This window comes from Halomonas sp. H33-56, assembly GCF_040147035.1.
GTDB lineage: Bacteria > Pseudomonadota > Gammaproteobacteria > Pseudomonadales > Halomonadaceae > Halomonas > Halomonas litopenaei.
Genome location: NZ_JAMSHP010000001.1, coordinates 4,563,691 through 4,588,840, shown reverse-complemented (window position 1 = coordinate 4,588,840; position 25,150 = coordinate 4,563,691). Strand labels below are relative to the sequence as shown.

General features: G+C 64.9%; 22 protein-coding genes and 1 pseudogene. 17 read left to right on the top strand and 6 right to left on the bottom strand.

Annotated elements, in window-relative coordinates; all coding sequences use genetic code 11:
• Positions 1–93: 93 nt before the first annotated feature.
• Both NFH98_RS19670 and NFH98_RS19665 read right to left on the bottom strand, forming a co-directional pair.
• Positions 94–1,845: a PilZ domain-containing protein gene (locus NFH98_RS19670; RefSeq protein ID WP_348827276.1), complete on the bottom strand. Its 1,752-nt coding sequence runs from the start codon at positions 1,843–1,845 to the stop codon at positions 94–96.
• Positions 1,846–1,974: 129 nt separating this feature from the next.
• Positions 1,975–5,967 (bottom strand): sensor domain-containing phosphodiesterase, encoded by a 3,993-nt coding sequence (locus NFH98_RS19665; RefSeq protein WP_348827275.1) that lies wholly within the window; start codon positions 5,965–5,967, stop codon positions 1,975–1,977.
• 717 nt (positions 5,968–6,684) lie between these two features.
• Between NFH98_RS19665 and NFH98_RS19660 the strand changes: the two genes are divergently transcribed.
• The 6 genes and pseudogenes from NFH98_RS19660 (at position 6,685) to fucP (ending at position 12,095) form a co-directional block, all read left to right on the top strand.
• Positions 6,685–7,854 carry a FliC/FljB family flagellin gene (locus NFH98_RS19660; RefSeq protein ID WP_222568656.1) on the top strand — a complete coding sequence of 390 codons (1,170 nt, stop codon included), beginning with the start codon at positions 6,685–6,687 and terminating at the stop codon, positions 7,852–7,854.
• A gap of 86 nt (positions 7,855–7,940) precedes the next feature.
• Complete coding sequence (locus NFH98_RS19655; RefSeq protein ID WP_222568657.1) at positions 7,941–8,321, top strand: PM1101 family membrane protein; 381 nt, start codon at positions 7,941–7,943, stop codon at positions 8,319–8,321.
• A gap of 241 nt (positions 8,322–8,562) precedes the next feature.
• Positions 8,563–8,847 (top strand): hypothetical protein, encoded by a 285-nt coding sequence (locus NFH98_RS19650; protein ID WP_222568658.1) that lies wholly within the window; start codon positions 8,563–8,565, stop codon positions 8,845–8,847.
• Between the two features lie 53 nt (positions 8,848–8,900).
• Positions 8,901–9,098: a hypothetical protein gene (locus NFH98_RS19645; RefSeq protein WP_222568659.1), complete on the top strand. Its 198-nt coding sequence runs from the start codon at positions 8,901–8,903 to the stop codon at positions 9,096–9,098.
• Between the two features lie 312 nt (positions 9,099–9,410).
• A pseudogene (locus tag NFH98_RS21035) lies at positions 9,411–10,404 on the top strand (IS30 family transposase).
• A 344-nt stretch (positions 10,405–10,748) separates the two neighbouring features.
• Entirely contained in the window at positions 10,749–12,095 is a 1,347-nt protein-coding gene (gene fucP, locus NFH98_RS19635) for an L-fucose:H+ symporter permease (protein ID WP_222568662.1), read from the top strand.
• Positions 12,096–12,122: 27 nt separating this feature from the next.
• Here the strand turns inward: fucP and NFH98_RS19630 are convergent, their stop codons facing one another.
• Positions 12,123–12,851 (bottom strand): FadR/GntR family transcriptional regulator, encoded by a 729-nt coding sequence (locus tag NFH98_RS19630; protein WP_222568663.1) that lies wholly within the window; start codon positions 12,849–12,851, stop codon positions 12,123–12,125.
• A 98-nt stretch (positions 12,852–12,949) separates the two neighbouring features.
• Between NFH98_RS19630 and NFH98_RS19625 the strand changes: the two genes are divergently transcribed.
• The 7 genes from NFH98_RS19625 to NFH98_RS19595 all read left to right on the top strand — a co-directional run bounded on the left by NFH98_RS19625 (position 12,950) and on the right by NFH98_RS19595 (position 20,038).
• Positions 12,950–14,272, top strand: a complete 1,323-nt coding sequence (locus tag NFH98_RS19625) for an L-fuconate dehydratase (protein WP_222568664.1) — start codon at positions 12,950–12,952, stop codon at positions 14,270–14,272.
• Positions 14,269–14,703, top strand: a complete 435-nt coding sequence (locus tag NFH98_RS19620) for an RbsD/FucU domain-containing protein (RefSeq protein ID WP_222568665.1) — start codon at positions 14,269–14,271, stop codon at positions 14,701–14,703. Before NFH98_RS19625 ends, NFH98_RS19620 begins: the two co-directional genes overlap by 4 nt.
• Complete coding sequence (locus NFH98_RS19615) at positions 14,703–15,494, top strand: amidohydrolase family protein (RefSeq protein ID WP_349623066.1); 792 nt, start codon at positions 14,703–14,705, stop codon at positions 15,492–15,494. The genes NFH98_RS19620 and NFH98_RS19615 overlap by 1 nt, the downstream gene beginning before the upstream one ends.
• Positions 15,491–16,489 (top strand): aldo/keto reductase, encoded by a 999-nt coding sequence (locus tag NFH98_RS19610; protein ID WP_222568667.1) that lies wholly within the window; start codon positions 15,491–15,493, stop codon positions 16,487–16,489. Before NFH98_RS19615 ends, NFH98_RS19610 begins: the two co-directional genes overlap by 4 nt.
• Positions 16,486–17,337 carry a fumarylacetoacetate hydrolase family protein gene (locus tag NFH98_RS19605; RefSeq protein ID WP_108132044.1) on the top strand — a complete coding sequence of 284 codons (852 nt, stop codon included), beginning with the start codon at positions 16,486–16,488 and terminating at the stop codon, positions 17,335–17,337. Before NFH98_RS19610 ends, NFH98_RS19605 begins: the two co-directional genes overlap by 4 nt.
• Before the next feature lie 3 nt (positions 17,338–17,340).
• Positions 17,341–18,087: an SDR family NAD(P)-dependent oxidoreductase gene (locus NFH98_RS19600; RefSeq protein ID WP_108132045.1), complete on the top strand. Its 747-nt coding sequence runs from the start codon at positions 17,341–17,343 to the stop codon at positions 18,085–18,087.
• A 133-nt stretch (positions 18,088–18,220) separates the two neighbouring features.
• A complete protein-coding gene (locus NFH98_RS19595; protein ID WP_349623065.1) occupies positions 18,221–20,038 on the top strand; it encodes an EAL domain-containing protein in 1,818 nt (605 codons plus the stop codon).
• Between the two features lie 124 nt (positions 20,039–20,162).
• Here the strand turns inward: NFH98_RS19595 and flgN are convergent, their stop codons facing one another.
• The 3 genes from flgN to flgA form a co-directional block, all read right to left on the bottom strand.
• A complete protein-coding gene (gene flgN / locus NFH98_RS19590; protein WP_287163782.1) occupies positions 20,163–20,612 on the bottom strand; it encodes a flagellar protein FlgN in 450 nt (149 codons plus the stop codon).
• The gene (gene flgM, locus NFH98_RS19585) at positions 20,609–20,914 is read right to left on the bottom strand and encodes a flagellar biosynthesis anti-sigma factor FlgM (RefSeq protein WP_349623064.1); all 306 of its coding nucleotides are present in this window, start codon (positions 20,912–20,914) and stop codon (positions 20,609–20,611) included. Before flgM ends, flgN begins: the two co-directional genes overlap by 4 nt.
• Positions 20,915–21,242: 328 nt before the next feature.
• Positions 21,243–22,016, bottom strand: a complete 774-nt coding sequence (gene flgA, locus NFH98_RS19580) for a flagellar basal body P-ring formation chaperone FlgA (protein ID WP_349623063.1) — start codon at positions 22,014–22,016, stop codon at positions 21,243–21,245.
• A 230-nt stretch (positions 22,017–22,246) separates the two neighbouring features.
• Between flgA and flgB the strand changes: the two genes are divergently transcribed.
• From flgB to flgE, 4 genes are read left to right on the top strand one after another with little or no spacing between them, the layout of a single operon-like run.
• Positions 22,247–22,663 (top strand): flagellar basal body rod protein FlgB, encoded by a 417-nt coding sequence (gene flgB, locus NFH98_RS19575; RefSeq protein WP_108132049.1) that lies wholly within the window; start codon positions 22,247–22,249, stop codon positions 22,661–22,663.
• A gap of 39 nt (positions 22,664–22,702) precedes the next feature.
• Positions 22,703–23,107: a flagellar basal body rod protein FlgC gene (gene flgC, locus NFH98_RS19570; RefSeq protein WP_045992584.1), complete on the top strand. Its 405-nt coding sequence runs from the start codon at positions 22,703–22,705 to the stop codon at positions 23,105–23,107.
• Between the two features lie 4 nt (positions 23,108–23,111).
• Positions 23,112–23,807, top strand: a complete 696-nt coding sequence (gene flgD / locus NFH98_RS19565; RefSeq protein WP_045992585.1) for a flagellar hook assembly protein FlgD — start codon at positions 23,112–23,114, stop codon at positions 23,805–23,807.
• Positions 23,808–23,863: 56 nt separating this feature from the next.
• A complete protein-coding gene (gene flgE / locus NFH98_RS19560) occupies positions 23,864–25,114 on the top strand; it encodes a flagellar hook protein FlgE (RefSeq protein ID WP_349623062.1) in 1,251 nt (416 codons plus the stop codon).
• Positions 25,115–25,150 lie beyond the last annotated feature (36 nt).

Below are 25,150 nucleotides of genomic sequence, written 5' to 3'. Positions count from 1 at the left end.
AGTGTGACAGAACGCCGGCAGGCCAGTGGCTCGAACAGGCGCCCTTGTGCTTGGTATATCGGGTTATCGGCGGTTGCTCATTTGACTTGAGCCTCAGGCGCCGATGATCACCTCGGCCTGGATCTCGCCCAGCGCGGCCAGTGTCTCGCCTTCCACCACGGGGCCGATCAGCGGCTCCCGTGGGACCTGGCTGGGCGGCTTGCCGGCCATGCGCTGTACCCGCGAGGGTCGGTCCTGGTCGTCCAGCGCCAGCACCCAGCCCAGCGAGGCGTCGTCAAAGCGGACCAGCGAGCCGATCGGGTACAGTCCGAAGCGCCGGATAAAGCGCTTGACCCAGCTGGTGTCGAACTTGTCGGGGTGGTCGAGCAGGTAGCGGTAGATCGCCGCGAGACGCCAGGGCGGACGGTCGGGGCGCTGGGCACGCATGGCATCGATGGCGTCGACCACGGCACTGGCCCGGGCCAGCTCACGTAGCTCGTCGTCGCGGATGCCGGCGGGATAGCCGCTGCCGTCGAGGCGCTCGTTGATCTGGCAGGCGGTGGCCTCGAACACCGAGGCGTTGATCCAGGCGCAGTGGCTGAGGCGCTCGCGCAGCCAGCCCACGTGCTGGACCAGACGATTGCGTTCGGCGTCGCCGAAGGTCGGCGTCAGGCGCAGGGGCTCGGGCAGCAGCACCTTGCCCAGGTCATGAATCATGGCGCTGGCGACGATGGACTTGCGCAACTCGCCGGGCAGGCTGTCTTCCAGCAGGTCGATCAACAGGATCGCCACCGACAGGCCGTGGCGTACCGGCCAGGACTCACGGGTCAGGAACCTTAGCGCGAACAGCACGCCGTCGCGGTCTTCGTCGTACAGGGCCAGCAGATGGTCGGCCTGGCGCGACAGGCGCGGGCCGTGGATGCAGCCGCCCTGAATCAGCTCCATCGCCTGGGCGTGCAGGTAGCCGGCTACGCGGGACAGCCGCTGGGTCATGACGGTGGGGTAGGCTTCCGCCTCGCGACGGCCAAGGCGCGGGCCGCGGCGCCCTGCCGGTAGCTGAAACAGCGGCGAAGGCGGTCGCCTGGAATCCACCCCTTCGGCGATGCGCGCGGCCTCGCGTTCGACCTCGCGTACCAGCTTCCACAGGGTGCGATCCTGGTGGGCACCGACGCCGACGAAGCGAAAGCCGGCCTCGACCAGCCGCCGTTCGGGGTCGAAGCGATGATGTTGCACGACGGCCTGGAGCGCCAGACGGGTGCCATCGGGAAAGCCCAGCTCCAGCGGCACCGGCAGCTCTCTGTTGGTCAGCACAGGAGCGGCGGTGCGCGGGAGGTCGAGGCGACAGCCGTCCACCGACAGATCGATCAGGTCGCCGTGCAAGTCCTGGCTATCGCCGTCTCTGAGCACCGCCTCGGCGGCCATGCCCAGGCGCAGGCGCGCGCGAAAGCTCTGACGGCGCTGTAGCCGCTCCAGCTGGTTCGGGTAGGGGCAGCGCCACAGCCGGCGCAGCGGAACGCCTTGGCCGGGCGAGCGGCTGGCTTCCCGCGACAGCGCCGCCTCGCTCGGCGCCGTGGTCACCTCGCCGTCGGCGGCCGTGATCGCCGGAGTGCGGGTGATCATGCCCTCGCAGTAGCCGACCAGACGAAAGGACTTGCCCTGCTTAAGCTGGCGGTGAAGCCCCTCCACCGCGGTGATGTCCAGGGTGATGGACTCCCCCGGGGCAATCTCCATCAGCAGCACCGGTGTCGGCGTTCCATTGCCTTCCTCCCACGCCAGTGCGGCCCCCTGGGGGCCGCTCAAGCAGTCCAGCAGCCTGGCGATTTCCTGGGGGGCGCGTACTTCCTCGAATTCTTGTTGGTCCGGCACCAGCGGGACTCCTCGACGACATCTGGCATACGTTGTCTCGGAGTATCGGCAGAATGTGCCGGATCTTTAGGCTGCCAACCGTGCTCGGGCTAGACAGTCGGCGTGGGTGGTGACTCAGGTCAAGCGTTGTCAGGCCTGGGAGTGACGCTTGCGCCGGGAGCGGTCGATGGCATCGCGCTGGCTGGCCAGGCGATGCTCGCCGAGAAAGCGGGTCAAGCGCTCGAAGGGCATGGGGTGGGCCAGGTGGAAGCCCTGGAAGGCGTCGCAGTGATGCTGCAGCAGGAACTCGTGCTGGGCCTCGTGCTCGATGCCTTCGGCCACTACCATCAGTTCCAGGTGGTGGGCCATGGCGATGATCCCCTGGAGGATGGCGCCATCCTCCTGGTTGTCCGGCAGTCCCTGGACGAAGGTGCGATCGATCTTCACCGTGCTGACCGGCAGGTGCTTGAGGTAGCCAAGGCTCGAGAAGCCGGTGCCGAAGTCGTCGATGGCCACCTCGACACCCATGTCGCGCAGCGACTGCAGCGTCTCGATGGCGTTCGGGGTGTCGTGCATCAGGATGCCCTCGGTCAGCTCGAGGGTGAGCTGGTGGGCCTCGATCCCGGTCTGGTTCAGGGTGTCGCGTACGGTCTCGAGGAAGTTGGCCCGGCGGAACTGCAGCGGCGACAGGTTGACCGCCACCGCCAGGCCCTCGAGGCCGGCCTCGTTGAGGAGCTGCAGGTCGCTGCAGGCGCGGGTCAGCACCCAGTGGTTGATGGCGATGACCTGGCCGGTCTCCTCGGCCAGGGCGATAAAGTCCTGGGGCGGCACCTGGCCGCGTACCGGGTGCTCCCAGCGCAGCAGCGCCTCGACCCCGATGATCGCCCGGTGGTTGTCGAACACCGGCTGGTAGTGCAGGCGTAGCTGGTCACCGTCGATGGCGGCCTGCAGATCATGGCGCATCGCCACCCGCTCGTTTACCCCCCAGGTGATGTCCTGGCTGAAGTGCTGCAGCGCATTGCGTCCCTGGTGCTTGGCCTGGTACATGGCCATGTCGGACTGCTGCAGCAACTGCATCGGTTCGATGGTGACGTCGCTGGACACCGCCACCCCGATGCTGGCGGTAACGTGCAGCTCATGCTCGCCGACCCGGTAGGCCTGGGCCACCTTCGGCAGCAGACGTTCGGCCAGGGTCACCGCCTGCTCGGGCTCGTCGAGGTCCGGCAGCAGCACCACGAACTCGTCGCCGCCGAAGCGGGCCACGGTATCCCCGGGCCTGAGCGCCTCGGTGAGCCGCTGGGCGACCTGGATCAACACCTTGTCGCCGACGTCGTGGCCGAGGCTGTCATTGATCGGCTTGAACTCGTCCAGGTCGATGAACAGCACGCCAAGATGGTGGGACTGGCGCTTGGCCAGGGCGAAATCGTGGCGCAGGCGATCCTCGAACAGGGCGCGATTGGCCAGGCCCGTCAGGGCGTCGTGGCTGGCATGGTAGGCCAGGCTCTCCTCGTAGGCCTTGTGCTCGGAGATGTCGTGCTGGACGCCGACGAAGTGAGAGACCTCACCTTCGCTGTCCATCACCGGCGAGATGTAGAGGTCGTTCCAGAAGGCCTCGCCGTTCTTGCGATAGTTGAGCAGGGTGGCGCGGACTTCGCTGTGGTTTGCCAGCTGGCGACGAATGCGTGCCACCACCTGTGGATCGCTCTCCTCACCTTGCAGGAAACGGCAATTGCGCCCCAGCACTTCTTCCTCGGGATAGCCGGTCATGCGCATGAAGGCCGGGTTGGCGTAGATGATCGGCAGCTCCGGCGAGCGCGCATCGGCGATCACGATGCCATTGATGCTGGCCTCGACGCTGCGCTGCAGGATGCGCAGCTGGGTCTCCTGGGCGTGGCGCTCTGTCACGTCCTTGGCGATGCCGAAGGTGCCGCTGATGTCGCCGTCGATGATGATCGGCAGGTTGGTGATGTCCATCACCCGCCTGCCCAGGGGGGTGGTGATGGGCAGGGTGTAGCGGGTCACCTCGCCCTTGAGCGTCTTGCGCACCGCGTCGCGCACCCAGGAGCGATCCGTTTCCTTGACGAAGACCTCGTAGTGCCGCCCCAGGATGTCACCCAGCGGCACCCCGGTAAGGGTCGAGCAGGTGGTGTTGGCGGCGACGAAGATGCCTTCGTGGTCGAGGGAGTAGATGGCGTCGGGGTTGTAGGTGAACAGCGAGCGGTAGCGCTGTTCGCTCTGGAACAGCGCCTGGCGGTCCTGGTCGCGTTCCACCGCCAGGGCGACCAGCTCCAGGCAGCGCTCGATACGCCTGCTGGGCTCGGCCTGTTGTGCCGGCGGGTGTCGAAAGAACAGGCTGACCACCCCCAGCAGGCGTTCATCGCTGGCGATGACCGGGTAGGCCCAGCAGGCCATCAACTCGCCGTCGCGCAGGCGCGGGTGCACGCCGGCGCAGGCCGGGTCCTCGGTGATGTCGTCGCTGGCCCGGGGGGCCCTCGCCGCGGCGGCGCTGGCCCAGGTGCCGAAGGTGCCGCCCACCGGGGTTCTGGCGAGCAGTGGTGCCATCTCAGATGGCAGGCTGTGGCCCGCGGTCAGGCTCAGGGTCTCGCCGCCGGGGTCCAGGGTCAACACGGTCGCGATGGCATTGGGGAGGTGGCCCTCGAACAGCCTGCAGCAGGCCTCCAGGGTCTCGGTCAGTGGCGCCTCCCGGGCGATCATCGACTGGATGCCCTGGTAGCTTTCGAGCTGGTCCTGGGCGGCCACCAGGCTCTGGGTCTGCCACAGCAGGGTGCGCATCAACGACAGGCTGATGGCCAGGCTGTAGGACATGATCAATCCGATCAAGGTGATCACTGCCGGCAGGCTGCCGGCCAGCCACCAGTCACTGTCGGGGCCTGGCAGCGCGCGCAGGGTCAGGGTGCGCCCGTCCAGCTCCAGGGTCTGCTCGGCCAGTCTGGGTAGGGTCGGGTCCTTGACCTGCCAGGTGTCTTCGCCAAAACCGCACCACCAGACGCCCTGGCTGTCGGTGACGGCCAGCAGGGTGCGGTCGGCAACGCTGCGGTGACTGGGGGCCAGGGTGCCGGGCAGATCGATGCAGGCGACCAGGCGCAGATCCTCATCGGCCAGGGTCCTGACCATGCGTGCCGACGTCGCCAGCGGGTTGTCGGGCAACTCCAGCCGTAGTTCGCCGCGGGCCGGCCTGGGCAGTGCCTCGCTCAAGCGGCAGACGCTGTCCTGGGCACGCCGTGAGCGCAGCCATAGCCGCTGGTCGCCGCGATACAGCGCCAGGCTCTCCAGGCTTTGTACGTCTCGCAGATAGAAGGTGATGACGTCGGCCAGGGTATTGGCGTCGGTCGTCTGCTCGCCGGCACGGTTGGCCAGGCGGTCGAGCCAGCGCTGGTGTAGCGCCATCTGGCCGCGTGCGCGCTCTTCGATGTTGGTCAGGGTATTGGCGGCGTCCTGCTGGACGTGGCTCTGGCGCACATGGTTGAGCGACAGCCAGGCCAGGCTGCTGAGCAGTACCCCGGCACAGGCCACCGCGATGCTGGCGCGTTGTAGGCGCAGCGGGCGGTTGGGCGGGCGTGAGGCAGCCACCAGCGAGGCCGGGCCGGCGATCAGGTAGAGCAGACACACCGCCATGGGCGAGGTGCTGCGGGTCACCTCCCAGACTTTGGGTGCCTGGCCAGGAATCACCAGCCAGACGGTAAAGATCGCGCCGATCAGCAGCAGCAGCCCCCCCGACAACCGCCACCAGAAGGAGCCCTGGCGATGCTCCACCCCGATCATCAGGGCCACGCAGCCCGGCAGCATCGCCAGGCCCGCCCAGCTGGTCATGCGCGGACCGCCGGTCAGCAGCGACTGCACGTCGGCAGGGCCGCTGGCGACCAGGTCATGGACGATGGCGTACAGCGCCAGCAGCAGCATCATCAGGCCGCAGACGCTGCGGCCACGCGGTCTGCGCAGTACCTGCAGCAGAACGCCGCCGCCGCCAGCGAGGCTTGCCAGCGCCACATCGGGGACCAGCAGCGGCTGTTCCACCGGGTGGATCAACCAGGCGGCGAGACCCGCAGCGCCGACCATCAGCAGTCCGCTGGAGGCCATCAGCAGCCAGGCATCTTCCGCCACATCGCGCAGTCTAAACGGCATCCTACCCACGACCCCCTTGGCGACCCTGCTTCCGGGCGCTCATTTCCTTGTCCTTCCGACGCTATGACGAAGACTCGCCATCCTCACAGCATGGCAGGCGACAGCGTTGATAGCGGCCACCGTGGTGCGTCTACCGCCCGAGGCAAAGGCGCCTTTGGACGGGCGGTCCGGTATCCCTGGACGCGTTTGCTCGAAATGGCACCAAAACAGTCTTCAACATACCTCAATCACCCGCGAGTGCTAGCCCCTGATGTCAGCATCCACTACCAGAGTCAGCGTCCAGCAAGGGCGCGAGGGGGACAACCGTAGAGGGCATGCTTCAGCGAATGGGCACAAAGAGGGCACAGGAAAGCATGCAGAACAGTCACAGACCCGATTAAGCGCGGGTGAAGACCCGATGGAGAGCCGATAAAGAGCCGATAAAGAGCCGGTGAGGGGGGCGAGCGAGTGAAGAGCGAGTGCAGGCCTGATGCGGACCTGATGAAAAGCGGCGCAGCCCCGGTAAAGAGCCGGCGCAGACCCGGTGAAAAGCAGCCGCAGGCGGCCCAGCAGGCGGTCAAGCAAGCCCCCAGGCAAGAGCCTTCCAAAGAAATTTGCCCGCCAGGGCTAAAGCTTTTCGACGAGCCACCGATAAAGAGGGTAACGGCCAACGGCGCCGTTGCGGCAGGCCAAGACGGTCCGCCAATGGAGCCCAACCCTTTAAGGAAGGATGACACCATGTCCGTGATCAATACCAATATCACTTCCATGATTGGTCAGCAGAACCTCAACGCGTCCAAGAGCGCCCTGACCACCTCCATGGAGCGCCTGTCCTCCGGCCTGCGCATCAACAGCGCCAAGGACGACGCCGCCGGCCAGGCCATCGCCAACCGCATGTCCTCCCAGATCACTGGTCTGTCCCAGGCCCAGCGCAATGCCAACGACGGTATCTCCGTTGCCCAGACTGCTGAAGGCGCGCTCAACCAGGTTAACGATAACCTGCAGCGTGTGCGTGAACTGACCGTTCAGGCCCAGAATGGAACAAACTCTACTGAAGATAAACAATCCATTCAGGACGAAATTAACCAGCGTCTCGATGAGATTGATCGTATTTCTGAAGAAACTGACTTCAATGGCGTAAAGGTTCTTGCTAGTACGCAAAATCTCAGTATCCAAGTTGGTGCTAACGATGGTGAGAACATCAGTGTCAACTTGGAAAAAACTGATCGTGCAAGCCTTGGGCTTGATGGGTTCAACGTCAGTGCTTTGTCTGGTCCCATCACCGAAATCACTTCTACAAGTGCGGGAGGTGTGGAGACTACCACGCCTGTCGACTTCTCTGGGCTAGGTGCTCTCACCGCGTCAGGTGGGGCTTTGGATGGACAAAGTTTAACGCTGCGTGGCTACGGTGATTTCGATGCGGACGCCGGGACCTATGCAAATTATGCCATCGAAGATGATAATGGTAACTTGTATAAACTCGATGCAACAGGCACAGCCGCCGATGATATTGCCTTTGATGCTTCGGCTGGTACATTCGCTATCGGTGCTAACATTGACGCGACCGACTCCGCGGATCTTGATAGTTTGGCAACTGCCTATGACGATGACGTTGCAGCAGGTCTTTCTTCAACAGCGAATCCGCTTGGCACTATAGATAGTGCGCTCAAGATGGTCGATGAGCAGCGTTCAGAACTGGGTGCGATCCAGAATCGTTTCGAGTCTGCAATCACCAATCTGAGCACCACCGAGACCAACCTGTCTGCCGCCCGTTCGCGTATCGAAGACGCCGACTACGCGGTGGAAGTGGCCAATATGACCCGCGCGCAGATCCTGCAGCAGGCCGGTACCTCTGTGCTGGCTCAGGCCAACCAGGTGCCGCAGTCCGTGCTGTCCCTGCTGGGCTAAGCTAAGGCTTGGCCGCAAGGCTGAAGTGGTAAGTAACGACGGGGCCGAAAGGCCCCGTTTATGCTATTAGCTATTCAGGTGACAACATGACGGAATATGCTTTGGTCAGTAGCAAGGAAGAGCTGAAGCAGGCCTTAAAATCTGAGACAAGAAACATAATCATTACCAACCAGTCCTTGGCCGCTAATGTTGTCCGTATAAAAACAGCATCAAAGGTGGCTTTGGTCGCAGTGGTGGGCGGTGCCGGTTTTGCGGCAGTGAGTTTCTGGAACCCTGTAGGGTGGACCGCCGGAGCAGTGGGAATTGCAGCAGGTGGAGCGACGCTAACCCCAGCGGTTTTGGCCCTAAGCCTGAGTGCCAGTCTGATTTTCCTGATTTATAACGGTTACTCTATCAAAGGAAAGGGGAAGTATACGGCACCCGATGGCTCGGTGTTTGAAGGGGAAGTTATTTTGGAGAAAAAATGACCAGCACTGACTATTAGCAAGTCATCGATAAACTACAAACCGCCATCGAAGATACTCAGCATGCTCGACGCATCGAGGGAGCGAGTATAGGTACTGAGATGCTTGAGGTTTAAGAAAAGCTGTGACTCAGTAGCGGAAGTATACGCTGACGATGGTGGACGCTTGATTCACATGAAACGACTGATAGCCGACCTTTCCGGAAAGTCGTTTTTTTCAAGTTGAATAGAGAAGTAGCTAGCATATGCAAAACGATAAAATTCACGAAAGCGAGTCTCATTCACAGGAAGATGAGCCCGGCACTTTCGCGACATCCAGCCCCTTTACCTTGGCCAATGCTTTTCGTTCGGCCGCAGTGCTGAGTGTGGTGGCAGGGGTCTATCTCTTCTTTCAGGCCCTACAAGCGGCTTCGATTGTTGGTAGTGCGGCCTATGAAGTTGCTGGCTTGCGTCTTGGCATCACCGTGGTCATCACGCTATTTCTCCTGCTTGGCGAGAAGCTATGTCGCTTTCTGGACGGCTATGAGTAGTGCCAACTCGACATAATATTCTGACAGAACTTGATGGGTAGCTTGAGGCAAATATGACAACAGACGAATGCCAGCAAGTAATCGATGAACTTCAAGCGGTCATCGACGATACCCACCAGACCCTCGAACGCTTTGAGGCGACCGGGATGGCGTCCGAGATGCCTGAGGACGTTGAACAGCTTCACGCCATCCTCGATCGCGCCGTCCGCGACCAGAAGGTACATACGCTGGCGATGCTGGACGAAAAATAGATCAAGATCGGCTCAGGCGGCTCTCTACGCCTTCTTCCTTCTATATTGCTACCTGCCTCTGCCTGTTCTTCCCTTCGGCTGAGGCGCCGACTCAAGGCGATATGGCTGTATACCCCCCATATTGAAAGGTCGGCTTACCATCTGCATGCTTTGGCTTGGTATTGAATAGTATTGACTATCATTAACACAAACTTTTTTCGCCACTTAATACCTGGATTCATAAATTAACCGCAGCACTTTGGCCCGCGAGGTAGAGGCAGGAGAGGCAGCGCCGGTACTCATCTCGGCACACCGTCCAAAGTGAAGCAGTGCATGGGATACCGACAACTGACCCAGACCCAACGATACCAGATCTATGTCCGTTATGACCTGGGCGTGAGCCGACGCCAGATAGCCAGAGAGCTTGGCATCGACAACAGCACGGTCAGCCGGGAGTTGCGTCGGAACGCCATCGACAGCGGTTACGATCCTGAGATAGCGCCATCCTGCAGTGATCATCGGTGACGCACTGCCTGGAAGAGGACAAAGCGCTTGCCCAGCATGATTGCCGCTGTCGTCGACCGGCTGCGAGAGGAATGGAGTCCAGAGCAAATCAGCGGTTTCATGTCGCCCTTGTCTGGTGTCGGCGTCAGTCCCCAGTGGTTCTACTCCTTGATCTGGGATGACAAGGCCTCCGGTGGCGATCTCTGGAAGCACCTCCGCCAGCCCAAACGGCGCAGCAAGCACCGGGCTCAAGCCAAGAGCGCAGGACTTGGTAAGATTCCCTACCGCGTGGGCATCGAGCATCGCGCGGCTGAGATCGATGAACGGCGCTTCATTGGCTACTGGGAGGGCGACACCGTGGTCCAGGGGGCACAAGCAGTCGGGCCTGGACACGCTGGTCGAGCGCCGTAGCGGCTATCTGCTGGCGGCACGGTTGCCCAAGCTTTCGGCTGAGCTGACGCAAAAGGCCATGATTCAGCTGCTAAAACCTCGCCGCGGTGCTGTCCTAACCATCACCCTGGACAAAGGCTCGGAATTCGCGGATCACGAGATCGTGGCCAATGCGGTAACGGCAGCGACTTACTTCTGCGATCCCTACTGCTCCGGGCAGCGTGGGACCAATGAGAACACCAATGGCCTGATACAACAGTACTTTCCCAAGGGAACAGACTTTCGACAGGTCACCGATGCCAAGCTGCGCAAGGGGGTCGAGAAGCTGAATGACCGCCCCCGAAAGCGTCTCGGCTATCGCACACCGGCACAGGTTTTCCTGGGGGAATATTCAGGAGCCCTGAATACCGCAGCTGCTGCGCTTGTTGCTTGAATTCAGGTTTCTCTCCTCTTTCCCCCCCCCATAGCGATAGCCAGCCGGGCTGACCTATTCATCGTATCTATCTTTCGCAAAGGGCGGTGGGCAGCGCCTAAGCCATTCGCCTGACGCCCCTGGTGCTGCCTCTGTCTTGAGCTTTTTCTGCTCCACGTCGCAGCGACAAAAAATTCATTTAAAACAGAGCATTGCAATAACCTCTGCCGTATCCCCTAAGACGTTTGTCTTATCTCTCATTTCTTGTATTCACGTGGCACCTCGACTAGCTTCTCCCTCACTAGCTAAATTCATCTGATCAATTGTCTCGATAACCACATACAAATACATACAAGGAGTCACTTGTGGATGCATCCTCTACCGCGGCGGCTGAGCAACAGTCGGCGCCGGAAAAGTCCTCTTTTCTGCACAGGGGCATGACCTTGCCCTTTGTGCTTATCGTCACCTGCTTTGCCGCCTGGGGGCTCGCCGGCAACCTCACTGATCCTCTGGTGTCGGTGTTCGGCTCGGTGTTCTCGATGAGCGCGCTGCAGGCGTCGCTGGTGCAGTTCGCCTACTACGGTGCCTATTTTGCCCTGGCGATCCCGGCGGCCTGGATCAATTCGCGCCTGGGCTACAAGGGTGGCGTGCTGATCGGCCTCTTGCTGGCGGCCACCGGGGGGCTTCTGTTCATGCCGGCCTCCCAGATGATGACCTACTCGATGTTCCTGGTGGCGCTGTTCACCCTGGCGGCGGGGCTGTCGATCCTCGAAACCTCGGCCAATCCTTACGTGATGGCGATGGGCCCGCGCGAGAACGCCACTCGGCGGTTGAATTTCGCCCAGTCGTTCAACCCGGTGGGGTCGAACCTGGGGGTGCTGCTGGCCGCGGTGTTTATCCTGCCCCACGTCAATCCGGCCACCGCCGAGCAGCGCGCCTCGCTCACCCAGGAGGCGCTGACCGAGATGCAGTCGGCGGAATTGCAGGCGGTGATGGGGCCCTACATCACCCTGGCACTGGTCTATGTGGTGATCGCGATAGCCATCGCCATGGTGCGGGTGCCGCGCCACGAGGCGCTGATGGCGGACCGCAAGAGCGAGACGGTGGCGCTGTCGGGAAGTCGCCTCGGCCGGCTGGTGCGCAACCGTCGCTATGCCTTCGGGGTGGTGGCGCAGTTCTTCAACGTGGCCGCCCAGACCTGCACCTGGACCTTCACCATCCACTACGTGACCGAGGCGCTGGGCGTCGGCAGCGAAGAGGCCGGCTACTGGCTGCAGGCTTCCCTGCTGGTCTTCCTGGTGTCGCGCTTCGTCATGGTCGGTGTCATGGGTCGGGTGGACCCGCGCAAGCTGATGACCGGGATGTGCGTGCTCGGCGTCGCGCTGTCGCTGGTGGCGGTGTTCAGCGGCAACCTGCTCGGCGCGGTGGCCCTGGTGCTGCTGAGCGCCTGTATCTCGCTGCTGTTCCCCACCATCTACGGCATCTCGCTGGAAGGGCTGGGGCAGGACACCAAGTACGGCGCCGCCGGCCTGGTGATGGCGATCGTCGGTGGCGCCCTGGTGCCGCTGGCCCAGGGCTGGCTGATCGATATCACCTCGGCCCAGACCAGCTACCTGGTGGTGGCGGTGTGCTTCGCGGTGATCGTGGCCTTCGGCGTCTATGTGCAGCGTCATCCGCGGCCCGAGACCAGCAACGAGGGTGATCTGGCCTGAGCTGGCGTCTCTTGAACTGGCAGCGCCTTAACGCGAATCGGGGGTGTCCCGCAGCACCACGGCGACCTGAGCGAGGTGAGTCTGCATGGCGGCATGGGCGCCCCTGGGGTCGCCGGCGACGACGGCATTGAGGATGGCCAGGTGTTCCTGGTGGGTGATGGCGATACGACCGCCGAGGTGGATCGATTGCCACAGCCGCATCCGCAGGGTCGGCCGCGACAGTGCCTCGAGCAGGGCGACCAGCACGGGGTTGCGGGAAATCCTCGCCAGGCTGAGGTGGAACTCCAGGTCGGCGGCCATGGCGCCTTCGTGGTCCAGCGCCTGGATGGCGGGCTCGGCCTCGGCCAGTACGGCCTTCAGGCGCTCGATGTCCTCGTCGGTTCGGCGCAGCGCCGCCACCGCCGCGGCCTCCACTTCCAGCGCCTGGCGCACATTGTGCAGGTCGCGGGACGAGGTCCCGGCCTGGATGCCGGCCCAGAACTCCAGGGGCTTCAGCAGCAGCCCCGGGTCCAGCGAGGTGACGGTGGTGCCGGAGCCCTGGCGGGTCTCGAGGATGCCCATGGCGACCAGCGCCCTGACCCCTTCACGCAGCGAGCTGCGCGAGACAGCGAAGCGGGTGGCGAGGATCGACTCGACGGGCAGGCGGTCGCCGGAAGCGATTTCACCGGAGACGATCATCTCCTGGATGCCTTGCACCACCACCTCGTACTGGGAGGGGCGGCGTTGGTCGCTTTCGGACGGGGGCGGCGGCGTCATGGCAGGGGCTCCGGCTCGGAAGGGGTGATCGAATCCCGCCATTCTATCGAAAACTTCGGCAGCACTTTAATACATCTGATGAATCTGGAGGACGATACGTGTCCGTCATTACCTCAATCGAACTGGTGGATCTGCGTTTTCCCACCTCGGACAGCAGCGACGGCTCCGACGCGGTCAACAAGGACGCCGACTACTCGGCGGCCTATCTCAGGCTGGTCACCGATGACAGCGCGCTCTATGGGTGCGGCTTCACCTTCACCATCGGTCGCGGCAACGAGATCTGCCTGCAGGCCATGGAGGCCCTCGCCCAGCCGCTGGTCGGCCGGGACGCGGCCGAGGTCTGCCGGTCTCCGGGGGCGGTCTATCGTGAACTCGCCGCGGATTCACAGCTTCGCTGGCTGGGCCCGGACAAGGGGGTGGTGCACCTGGCGCGGGCGGCGGTGATGAACGCCGTCTGGGACCTGGCGGCCCGGCATGCGGGAGTGCCGCTGTGGCGTCTTGTCTGCGAGATGGAGCCGGAGGTGCTCGTCGAGCAGTTGGATCTCAGCTACCTGGGTGACGTGCTGAGCGCCGAGGAGGCGGTGGCGATGCTCAAGGAACAGCGGCCCTTCCAGCAGGAGCGCATCGCCGAGCTGAGCGAGCAGGGCTTCCCCTGCTACACCACTTCGGCGGGGTGGCTCGGCTATTCGGACGAGAAGCTGGCCCGCCTGTGCCGGGAAGCCATGGACGAGGGCTACCGCCATATCAAGCTCAAGGTCGGCGCCAATCCCGAGGACGACGAGCGTCGCCTGGGGATCGCTCGCTCGGTGATCGGCCCCGACGTGGCGCTGATGATCGACGCCAACCAGATATGGGAGGTGCCCGAGGCCATCGAGCGGGTCGAGGCGCTTTCCCATCACGACCTCTTGTGGATCGAGGAGCCCACCAGCCCGGATGACGTGCTGGGGCATCGCAGCATCGGCGATGGCGTGCGCCCGCTCGGTATCGGCGTCGCCACCGGCGAGCACGGCATGAACCGGGTGCTGTTCAAGCAGTTGCTGCAGGCCAACGCGGTCGACTACGTGCAGATCGACTCCTGCCGTCTTGCCAGCGTCAACGAGATCATCCCGGTGCTGCTAATGGCCAGGAAGTTCGGCAAGCCCGTCTGCCCCCACGCTGGCGGGGTGGGGCTGTGCGAGCTGGTCAATCACCTGGTGATGATCGACCACATCGCGGTGTCGGGGCCCGTGGACGGGCGGGTGGCCGAATTCGTCGATCACCTGCACGAACACTTCGTCGACCCCTGCGTCGTGCGAGATGGCGCCTATACATTGCCGCGTGAGCCGGGGTATTCCGCCGAGATCAAGGCCGAGACGCTGGCGGCCTGGGCCTGGCCGAACGGCACCGAGTGGACCCGTCGGCGCCAGGCGGTGCCGGCATGATCCGCGGCCCGCTGCTCAATCCGCCATTGCTCGAGGGCCTGGCCGCCGCCGGACACGGCGCAAGGGTGCTGGTGGCCGACGCGCTCTATCCGCATTCGACCGGTGCGCCGCCAGCGGCGAGCCGGGTCTACCTCAACCTGTGCGAGGGCATGGTGCCGGTGCTGTCGGTGATGGAGACGCTGGCCCAGGCGGTGTTCGTGGAAGAGGTCACCTACATGGCCGACGCCGAGGGCGGCGCCTCGGAATCGGTGGTCGAGTGCCGCCAGCGGCTGGCCGGCCACCGACATGGGGGAGGCCAGCAGATCGCCTGGTCGAGCCTGGATCGCTGGGCCTTCTATGACGCCTGCCGCGGACCTGAGGTGTGCCTGGTGGTGGCCACCGGCGAGTGCCGCCCCTACTCCAACTTTCTGCTGACGATAGGCGTTCCGTGATGATCGATACCCACCTTCACGTCTGGGACACCGGTGCGGTGCGGATTCCCTGGCTCGCCGATGCGGGCCTGCCCGCCAGGGCGCCGATTCCCGATGGCCAGGACCGCCGCTACGTGCTGGTCGAGGCCGACGCCCCGGACCCCGCCGAGGAAGCCGCCTGGCTGATCTCGCTGGCCCAGCAGGACCCACGGGTCCACGGTGTGGTGGCGAGCGTCGCGCTGGAGCTTCCCCTGGCCGAGCGGGCGCTGGCGAGTCTGGCCGAGGTGCCCCAGGTGGTCGGCGTCAGACGCCTGCTGCAGGACCGCGAGCTGTTTGATTCGACCGCCTTGGTCGAGGGCCTGAAGCGTCTGGCCGACCGGGGCCTGCCCTTCGATGCCTGCGTCAGGGACCGGGAGCTGCCGCGCCTGCTGGCGTTGCTCGAGCGGGTACCGGAGCTGACGGTGGTACTCGACCATATGGGCAAGCCGAACCCGCGTGATGGCGTCGCGCGAGAGGCCTGGCAGCGCAATCTGGCGCGCCTGGCCGAGCTCGACAGGGTCCACTGCAAGTTGTCCGGTCTGCCGGCGGAGTGCCGCGACGCCGATGAGCTCGAGCGCCACGCCCCAGACATCGTCGACGTGGCGCTTGAGACCTTCGGTGCCGAGCGCTGCCTGCTCGGCAGCGACAGCCCGATCAGTCAGGACCCGAAGGACTGGTGCGAGCGGGTGCTGGCGCGGGTGCCCGCAGAAAAGCGCCAGGCCGTTGCCGAGGACAACGCCTTGAACATCTATCACAGGAGAGATGCCCGATGACCACATCGCCGATCGCCAGCCGTCTGCCACCCAAGCTGCGCCGTGCCTTCGAAGGCCTCGGCGTCGGTGCGGCGCAGTTCGGCAACATGGGCAAGGTCACCCCCGAACAGGACTGCCTGGCCGCCGTGGACACCGCCTGGGAGCTGGGGCTGCGGTTTTACGACACGGCCCCGCACTACGGGCTCGGGTTGTCCGAGCAGCGCCTGGGCAAGGCGCTCAAGGGGCGTTCGCCGGACGACTACGTCATCTCCACCAAGGTGGGGCGCCTGCTGGAGCCCAATCCTGCCCCGCAGGGCAGCGACGAGGCCAACGGCTTCCACGTGGCCGATGACCTGACCCGGCGGCGTGACTACACCGCCGAGGGCGTCAGGCAGAGCCTGGAGGCCTCGCTTGCGCGCCTCGACATGACGTCGGTGGACATCCTCTGGATCCATGACCCGGAAGAGCCCTCGGATCGCTTCGAGGAAGCCCTGGCGGGGGCGGTCCCCGAGCTCGAACGCCTGCGCGAGCAGGGCCGGATCGCGGCCTGGGGCGTGGGCTCCAAGGACGCCGACATGCTCAAGCGCTTCGTCGATCAGGCAAGGCCTGACCTGATCATGCTGGCCGGTCGCTACACCCTGCTGGAGCAGGAACAGACAGGACTGATGAGCGCCTGCCTGGAACGCAAGGTCGGTGTGGTCGCCGTCGGCGCCTTCAATTCGGGCCTGCTGGCGCGTGACGAGCCTCCCGCCGATGCCTGGTACGAGTACGGCCAGGCACCGCAGGCGGTGCTCGAACGTGCCCGCGAACTCGCCGCGGTGGCGCGAGCCCACGGCGTCAGCCTGCCGGCGGCGGCGCTGGCCTTCCCGTGGCGCCACCCCGCCGTGGTCAACGTCATGGCCGGAATGCGCTCGCCTGAGCAGGTGAAGCGAAATCATGCACTGGCCTCGTGCCATATTCCCGAGGCCTTCTGGAACGAACTGCAGGCGCGAGGCCTGCTGAAGGAGAACACATGAAGCTGTTGCGCCGTGGAACGATGGGTAACGAGATGCCGCTGGTCGAGGTCGAAGGCGTACTCTACGACGCCTCGCCGGTGGGCGACTTCGGGCCAGGCTTCTGGAAGGACAACGGCGTGGCGCGTCTTCGCCGGCTGCTGGACGCCGGACGGCTGACCGCCGTCGAGCTTGCCGACGAGGTGCGCCACGGCTCGCCGGTGGCGGCGGTGGGCTCGGTGATCTGTATCGGTCAGAACTACGCCGCCCACGCCGCCGAGTCCGGCGCCGAGCCGCCGAAGCAACCCATCGTCTTCTTCAAGACGCCCAACACCGTCGCCGGCCCCGACGACACCGTCACCATCGCGCGCGGTTCGGAAAAGACCGACTGGGAGGTCGAGCTTGCCATCGTGATCGGCAGCACCGCCAGCTACTGCGACTCGCTGGAGGAAGCGGCCAGTCACATCGGTGGCTATGTGCTCGCCAACGATCTGTCGGAGCGCAAGTTCCAGCTCGAGGTCTCCGGCGGCCAGTGGAGCAAGGGCAAGTGCAGCCCGGGCTATATGCCACTGGGCCCCTGGATCGTGACCGCCGACGCCTTCGATCCCGCCAATGTGGGCCTGCGCTCCTGGGTCAACGGCGAGCCGCGCCAGGACTCCCGCACCTCGGACATGATCTTCGGCTGCGCCGAGATCGTGCGCGATCTGTCGCAGTACATGCAGCTCGAGCCCGGCGACGTCATCTCCACCGGTACTCCCGAAGGGGTGGCGGTCTCGGGGCGCTTCGACTACCTCAAGCCGGGCGACGTGGTCGAGGTGGAGATCGACGGCCTGGGCCGCCAGCGTCAGACCTTTCGTGCCTGGGAGGGCTAATCCATGACAGCTCGATTCGAAGGACGGGTGGCCATCGTCACCGGCGGCGCCTCGGGCATCGGCGCGGCGATCGCCGACTGCCTGGCCGCTGAAGGCGCCCGCGTCGCCGTGCTGGATCGCGAAGATCCCGCCAATCAACACCACTGGGAAGCGTGCGATGTCGCCAGCAGCGAGCAGGTAGAGCGTGCGGTGGCGGCGGTCGCCAGTGCGTTGGGGCGTATCGATATCGTGGTCAACAACGCAGGCATCGGCGCCCAGGGCGATGTCGCGGGCAACCCGGATGAGGAGTGGGCGCGTGCCTGGGAGGTCAACGTCGCCGGCATGGCGCGGGTGTCTCGGGCGGCGCTGCCTCATCTGCGCGAGTCGGACGCCGCCGCCATCGTCAATATGGCGTCCATCGCCGCCACCGCGGGGATTCAGCAAAGGGCCCTGTACTCGGCGACCAAGGGCGCCGTGCTGGCCTTGACCAGAGCCATGGCGGCCGATCACCTGCAACAGGGCATTCGGGTCAACTGTGTCTCGCCCGGCACCGCGGATACCCCCTGGATCGGCCGCTTGCTTGCGCAGGCGCCTGACCCCGAGGCCGAGCGTGCCGCGCTGGAGGCCCGCCAGCCCCACGGACGGCTGGTCGCCGCCGCCGAGGTGGCCCAGGCGGTGGCCTATCTGGCCGATCCCGCCAATCGCTCGACGGTAGGGGTCTGCCTGCCGGTGGACGGTGGCATGGACGCCCTGCGCCTGCGTCCGCGCTAGCCCTGTTCATGTAAAAAACGTTCATGTCGGTCCTCAAGAGTACGCCGGCCTCGCCGATAGTGGTTATATTAGGTAATGCGCACCGCTTACCTCTATCTGGGCAGGGCTCATGGCTAAGGATCGATCAGCGGGTTTGGGCCCGACGACGCTGTTGCAGGCGGCCTCCGCCGGCAAGGTCGCCCATCACCCCTCGGTGGTGGCGGGGCTGGTGCTGGACCGCGCCCCGGTGGGGTTGGCGCTGATCGATGCCAACGACCGCCTGGTATGGGCCAACACCGCGCTGACGGAGCTGGCCTGTCCCACCGGTGGCGAGCTGCAGGGCCGCAATCTCAACGAGCTGTTTCGCCCCTTCGTCAATCTGCTGGGCGAGCGGGGCAGCTACCATACCCTGTCACCCGGCGAGGACTGGCAGCAGTCCTGGCTTGCGGTGGATGACAGCGCCAGCGCCCGGCTGGGGCTGATGTCCTGCGTGGCCTTCGACCGAGGCGCTGATGCGTCTCTGGACAGCGGCACCGATCCGCTGATGTGGCTGGTCACCTTCGTCGATCTCGACGCCGACGCCGACGCGGTACTGGATCGCCGCCATGCCGATATCGGCAACGTGGCCAGTACCTGGATCTTCGAGGACCGCCTGTCCCACGCCTTCGATCGTGCCGACCGTCTGGGCCAGCGCCTGGGCGTGATGCTGGTCGAGCTACACGGCCTGTCGCGCATCCTGGTGGACCATGGTGGCGAAATGGCGTCGCGGGTGTCGCGCCGGGCCGGACGCCGACTGGTCAACGTGCTGCGCCGGGAAGACAGCGTGGTGCAAGTCGATCGCGAACGCTGGGGGGTGCTGCTCGAGCACCCCGTCACGCCGGAGACCCTGCAACTGGTGGCTGACCGCTGCCTCGAGGCGCTGGAACCGCCCTTTACCCTGTCCGGCTATCAGCCCGCCCTGATCGAGCCGCGTATCGGCATCGTCCTGTGTCCGGAAGACGGCGAGGAAACCGGCGAGCTGCTGGCCCACGCCGAAAAGGCGCTGGAAGAGGCCGTGCCCGGAGGTTTCGCCTTCTACGACGGCAGCCTGCAGCGTCTGATGGAGCGCCAGCAGCGCTTCCGTCACGAGCTGCAGGAAGCGCTGATGTTCCCCGATCAGCAGTTCTTCCTGGTGTATCAGCCCCAGTTCGATCTGCTCACCCGGCGCTGCTGCGGGCTCGAGGCGCTGGTGCGCTGGCGCCATCCCCAGCGTGGCGAGGTGGCGCCGGCAGAATTTGTCGCGCTCGCTGCCGATATGCAGCTGGTCGACCGGCTAGATCGCTGGGTGCTCAAGGAGGTGGTGGCCCAGCGCAGGCGCTGGCGCGAGGCCGGCTCCGAGCTGGGTGACTGGGATATCTCGGTGAACATTCACCACCGCCTGCTGGATCAGGCCGCCTTCGATGGCCGCGCCCTGGATCTCTACCTGCGCCAGCTATGCGAGTCTGGCGCGAAGGGGGAGGCGGGTGCCCAGGAAGAGGCGGGCGGCCACTATCGCCACGAGTGCCTCGACTGGTTGTGCCTGGAGGTGGATGGCGCGGGGTTGTTCGAGGTGGGCCACCGCCAGTCCCACCTGTTAAGGCGTATCGTCGCTTTGGGCGTGCGGCTCGGCGTCGATGGGCTGGGCCGCTCCCCGGTGGACCTGTTCGGCATGGCCTCGCTGCCGGTGACCCTGGGCAAGCTGGGGCCGGAGACCCTCAAGACCCTGGCCGATCCCTCCACCAGCATGCGCCAGAGCGTGGCGGCGCTGATGCGCTGCCTCGAGGCGCTGGAGTTCGTCGCGGTGGCGGTGGGGGTCGAGACCGCCGAACAGCTCGATACCATCAAGGCGCTGGGGCTTGTCCGGATTCAGGGGCGTCTTGTCGGTGCGCCGCTGGAAAGCGAGGCCCTGGTGGGCTGGGCGGCCTCCGGCGCGCATCCCGCGATAGCGATCTGAGCCAGCCATTGATGCCGCCAAGGTGGCAGAGCCGGGCAGGTGTTTCCGAGAGGAGGCGTCAGGCCCGATGTCGAGAGTCCAAGCGGCGAGCCCAAGCTGCGAGCCAAGACCTTGAACCAGGAAATCAGGCCGAGACGTTGAGCCGAGAGGGCTGCAGCCGGGTGCGGCCGTCGGGCTGGTAGACGCTGGCGTTGGCGATGCGGTGGATCTGGTCGAGCATGCGTTGGTTGTGCTCCATGCGCAGGGCCAGCAGTTCGCCACAGCGCAGATTGGCGCGGGAGACTTCCCTGGCGAGTGCCATGGTGGTCTGCCAGGCGGCTTCGCAGCCGGCGTCACGGGCGGCTTGCAGGGTGCCCTCGCGGTCATCGGGGTAGCCCAGTCGGCACTGTACCTGATGGCGGCGGGCTTCCGTCTCGGCAAGCCTTTGCTGGATCTCGGACTTCTGGCCGGCGAGCGCCACCAGCGCCTCGCTGTCGACCTGGCCCTGAACCAGGCACTCCTGTTCCTCGCCCAGCAGGGCCAGCAGCTCGGCGAGTCGCTCACGCTGCTGGTCGAGCAGTCGGGCAAGACTCACGACTGCGAGCCCTCTGAGCCATCGCCGAGCATGTCGCGGACGCTGTCGATCAGGCCGTCGGCGATGCGTTCGGGATGGATTTCCAGGCGTCCCTCGCGGATGGCGTCACGAATCTGTTCGACCCGGGCGCTGTCGATGTCCTGGCTGGTGTCCGCCGTCGGGCGGCTCAGGTGGGCCTGGGCACCGGCTTCGACACCGGCGCCAGCGGTTTTTTGTGTCTCGCTTTGCTGGAGCTTGTCGCTCTGCTGCGGCCCCTCGCTTTGGGCGGGGCGGGTCAGAGGATGTTGCGAATCGATCTTCACGGGCAAGGCCTCACGAGAATGGCGATGGGACCAGGCGCTGGCTGTCGCCGTTGATCCGAATGTCTGCGTCTATGTACATCATCGGCCGCAAGAACAAGAACTTTAGGTCTGGCGCACCAGCCAAATTTTTAACACCGTATTGCCGAGCGCAGCCGCTTCGTGGACATGTCCTGAGCGTTTTACGAAAAGTCGCCGAGCGAAGGTTAGACAAGGCAAAAATCGGAGAGACAGCGCAGTTTACTAGCAGTAAATGAGCATGTTGACCGGGCTGGCGCACCAGCCGGTTTTAACGCCGGATTACCGAGCGCAGGCACTTTTCATCAACGTCCTAGTAGGTTACCGCCAGCCGGCCGTGTTCCACCACCCGGGCGTCGAGGATCTGGCGCCGATCCACCCTTACCCGCACGATATCGCCGAGGCCGCCGGCCTCCAGCGCCTCGCCCTGGCGGCTGATGCGAAAGCCCCGGCCACTGGCTTCCACCGCGACCTGCTCGCCGCGTCTCACCAGCTTGGGTGATGTCAGCTGATGGGCCGACAGCGCCTGACCCTGGCGAATCCCGCGTCGTGCGATCTGACCGATGGCCGCCTGTGGATCGGTCAGCGCCAGGGACGGCAGACGGCTTACGTCGAAGCGCTCGCTGGTAAGCATGTCCGCGCTCAGGCGCTCGCCGGGGGCGATGTCCCGCGCCGCCACCAGTCGCTCGCCCAGCCGGGTGATTTCTGCCTGCAGATAGCGGCTGCGATGGCGCTCACCCTCGCAGCGAAGCCCCACCGAGACGCGTCCGGCCAGCCGACTCCCCGCCCGGGGCAGGAAGGGTTCGGGCTGGCGGCAGTCGGCCAGGCTCGCCGCCGGCGGGAATACCTGGATCTCCAGATCGCCCGGACGGGCGCCGTCGGCCAGGGCCTGCTCGAACAGAAAGCTCTCCACCCGTGTCAGCGCTTCGCCGGTGCCCGCATCGACACCGCCGTCATCGACCGCCTGGCCGCTGGCCTGGGCGGTACTGGCGGCAAAGCCTGTGCTGACACACAGCACCAGCGCCGCCCGGGCGATGATCCAGGACAGGGAAGCAGTGGCTTGTACAAGAGATGAGGATCGAGACATCGGGATACCGGTGGTCGGTGCGATCTTTAGCGCCCGGGGCCATTTGAAGGGCGCTTTCCTGGCCATTCAAGGGCCATGGCACACCAGTGTAGAGAAGCCGGCATCGACGCATGGTCTGAAATGGGCGTGGTAATGGGGGCTGTTCACGGCTTTGTGCAGACAGGGGCCTGGGTATTCTTCATCGTCGAACCCCTTGTCTCTTTGTTCCCTTGCTTACGGAGCGCACCGGGATGATCGATCAGCTCGAGGCCTCGCTCGCTTTTCACCAGCAGGCCCTGTCGCTTAGACAGGAACGCCAGAAGGTCCTGGCCAGCAATATCGCCAATGCCGATACCCCCGGCTACAAGGCACGCGACATGGACTTTTCCCAGGCCCTGGAAGCCGCGACCAAGGGGGCGAATCAGCCTGGTCTGGCCCTGGCGCGGACGTCCAGCCACCACCTGTCGGGTCATGGCCAGGCGATGTCGCTTGGCGGCAGCGAGCTCAAGTACCGCGTACCGGAGCAGGCCAGCCTCGACGGCAACACCGTGGACATGGACCGCGAGCGGGCCGCCTTCACCGACAACTCGGTGCGTTACCAGGCCGCGCTGACGATCCTCAACAGTCGCATCCAGGGCCTCAAGCAGGCCATGCAGCCCGAGCAGTAAGCCCGGTCCATCTCAGTTTCCAAGCAGGGAGAGCGCCCCATGTCGATGTTTTCGATCTTCGATATCTCCGCCTCGGCGATGTCCGCCCAGGCCCAGCGCATGAACGTCACCGCCAGCAATATGGCCAACGCCGACAGCGTGGCCGGCCCCGACGGCGAGGCCTACCGCGCCCGCCAGGCGGTGTTCGAGTCCCGTGCCGCCAGTGACGGCATCGGTGGTGTCGGTGTGCGCGAGGTGGTCGAGGACCCCTCGCCGCTGCGCCAGGAGTATCGTCCCGAGCACCCGCTGGCCGATGACGCCGGCTACGTGGCGATGCCCAACGTCGACCCGGTGGGCGAGATGGTCAACATGATCTCCGCCTCCCGCTCCTATCAAGCCAACGTCGAGGTCATGAACACCAGCAAGCAGCTGATGCTCAAGACCCTGACCCTGGGCGAGGGCTGATCCCATGGCCAACACCATCGATGCAAGCGTTTACCAATCGGTCAACGCCGCCACCGCTCAGGCCAGCTCCAAGCAGGCGTCCGACGAGCTCGGCGACAACTTCATGACCATGCTGGTGACCCAGCTGCAGAACCAGGATCCGCTCAATCCCATGGACAACAGCGAGATGACCTCGCAGTTGGCCCAGATCAACACGGTTTCGGGCATCGAGTCTCTCAACGAGACCATGTCGTCGATCACCGGCCAGATCAACGCCGGCCAGGCGCTGCAGGCCACCGGGCTGATCGGCAAGGGCGTGCTGGTGCCGGGGGATCGCATCGTCATGGCCCACAACGATGAAGGCGCGCCGGTCTCCACGCCCTTTGGCGTCGAGCTGGAAAGCCCCGCCGCCGAGGTCAAGGTGACCATCACCAACGAGTCCGGTGAGGTCATCAACAGCTACAACCTGGGCCCGGCCTCCGCCGGGACCGAGTCGTTCCAGTGGGACGGCATGACCGGTGAAGGCGTGGCGGCCCCCGAAGGTGCCTATCACGTCAGCATCGAGGCCACCGGTGTCGAGGGCGAGGAGCTTGCGGTGACCGCGCTCAACTACGCCCAGGTCGGCGGGGTGTCCCCGGCGGATGACAGCGGCCAGGTGCAACTCGATCTGGGTGCCGTCTACGGGCAGGTGGCGCTGAGCGATATCCGCCAGATTCTGTAGCGAACGCAGGATGACCGTCGGGTCATCGACGCAGGGCAACGTATAAGGAGAGTGACATGGGTTTTTCACAAGCGCTGAGTGGTCTGAACGCCGCCGCCGACAGCCTGGACGTGCTGGGCAACAATATCGCCAACTCCCAGACCGTGGGCTACAAGAGCGGTAGTGCGCAGTTCGCCGACGTCTTCGCCAACTCCCAGATCGGCCTGGGTACCAAGGTCTCCACCGTGCTGCAGGACTTCAGCGGCGGCAACCTGGAGTCCACCAACCGGCCGCTGGATCTGGGCATCAGCGGTGACGGCTTCTTCCGCATGGAACAGAACGGCCAGGTGGTCTACAGCCGCAACGGCCAGCTGACCATGACCCCGGACGGCTACCTGCAGAACGCCCAGGGCGCGCGCATCATGGGTTACGGCGTCAACGCCGCCGGTGCGGTCCAGGTGGGCGGCCAGCCCGAGGTGCTGCAGATCGAGGCCGACGAGATGCCGGCCAGCGCCACCACCGAGGTGTCCACCACCTTCAACCTGGACTCGCGCAAGGTCGTCGACGAAGACCTCAACAGCGTCACCCTGGCGGGCTCCGATGGCTCCGCCAGCGTCCCGGTCGACTACCACTACTCCAACAACTTCACCGCCTACGACTCGCTGGGTAACCCGCGAAATGTCACCGTCTACTACGAGAAGACCGGCGACAACCAGTGGACCGCCACCACCGCGATGGACGGCATGGTGCTGATGGATGGTGCCACCCCTGCCGAGCCGCAGACCATGGACATGACGTTCAACGAGAACGGCCAGCTGACGACACCGGGTAACGGCCAGTTCGCACTGACCTTTCCCAACGACCCCTTCCTGGGCGGCGCCAACGACATGGCACTGACCTTCGATATTTCCGGCTCCACCCAGTTCGGCAACAACGCCAGCACCACCTCGCTCAACCAGAACGGTTATACCTCCGGCGCCCTGGTCGGTATCAGCATCGACAGTGACGGCACCGTGGTGCGCAGCTACTCCAACGAGCAGACCCGCCCGGCCGGCCAGATCGCCCTGGCCAGCTTCCGCAACCCCGAGGGCCTGTCACCCGCCGGTGACAACACCTGGGCCGCCACCGACGCCTCCGGCCAGGAGCTGGTCGGTGCCCCGGGTACCGGCCAGCTGGGCGGCATCCAGTCCGGCGCCATCGAGACCTCCAACGTCGACATGGCCAAGGAGCTGGTGAGCATGATCGTCACCCAGCGCGCCTACCAGGCCAATTCGCAGACCATCAAGACCCAGGACGAAGTGCTGCAGACCGCCATCAACCTGCGCTGATGACCACGCCGGCCGCTGCCTCGGGCGGCGGCCTCT

Excerpts from the sequence above, each read along its gene's own strand:
- NFH98_RS19665 (WP_348827275.1), bottom strand. The coding sequence starts at position 5,967 with ATGCCGTTTAGACTGCGCGATGTGGCGGAAGATGCCTGGCTGCTGATG.
- NFH98_RS19660 (WP_222568656.1), top strand. The coding sequence starts at position 6,685 with ATGTCCGTGATCAATACCAATATCACTTCCATGATTGGTCAGCAGAAC.
- NFH98_RS19655 (WP_222568657.1), top strand. The coding sequence starts at position 7,941 with ATGACGGAATATGCTTTGGTCAGTAGCAAGGAAGAGCTGAAGCAGGCC.
- NFH98_RS19650 (WP_222568658.1), top strand. The coding sequence starts at position 8,563 with ATGCAAAACGATAAAATTCACGAAAGCGAGTCTCATTCACAGGAAGAT.
- NFH98_RS19645 (WP_222568659.1), top strand. The coding sequence starts at position 8,901 with ATGACAACAGACGAATGCCAGCAAGTAATCGATGAACTTCAAGCGGTC.
- NFH98_RS19630 (WP_222568663.1), bottom strand. The coding sequence starts at position 12,851 with ATGACGCCGCCGCCCCCGTCCGAAAGCGACCAACGCCGCCCCTCCCAG.
- NFH98_RS19620 (WP_222568665.1), top strand. The coding sequence starts at position 14,269 with ATGATCCGCGGCCCGCTGCTCAATCCGCCATTGCTCGAGGGCCTGGCC.
- NFH98_RS19615 (WP_349623066.1), top strand. The coding sequence starts at position 14,703 with ATGATCGATACCCACCTTCACGTCTGGGACACCGGTGCGGTGCGGATT.
- NFH98_RS19610 (WP_222568667.1), top strand. The coding sequence starts at position 15,491 with ATGACCACATCGCCGATCGCCAGCCGTCTGCCACCCAAGCTGCGCCGT.
- NFH98_RS19605 (WP_108132044.1), top strand. The coding sequence starts at position 16,486 with ATGAAGCTGTTGCGCCGTGGAACGATGGGTAACGAGATGCCGCTGGTC.
- NFH98_RS19600 (WP_108132045.1), top strand. The coding sequence starts at position 17,341 with ATGACAGCTCGATTCGAAGGACGGGTGGCCATCGTCACCGGCGGCGCC.
- flgA (WP_349623063.1), bottom strand. The coding sequence starts at position 22,016 with ATGTCTCGATCCTCATCTCTTGTACAAGCCACTGCTTCCCTGTCCTGG.
- flgB (WP_108132049.1), top strand. The coding sequence starts at position 22,247 with ATGATCGATCAGCTCGAGGCCTCGCTCGCTTTTCACCAGCAGGCCCTG.
- flgC (WP_045992584.1), top strand. The coding sequence starts at position 22,703 with ATGTCGATGTTTTCGATCTTCGATATCTCCGCCTCGGCGATGTCCGCC.
- flgD (WP_045992585.1), top strand. The coding sequence starts at position 23,112 with ATGGCCAACACCATCGATGCAAGCGTTTACCAATCGGTCAACGCCGCC.
- flgE (WP_349623062.1), top strand. The coding sequence starts at position 23,864 with ATGGGTTTTTCACAAGCGCTGAGTGGTCTGAACGCCGCCGCCGACAGC.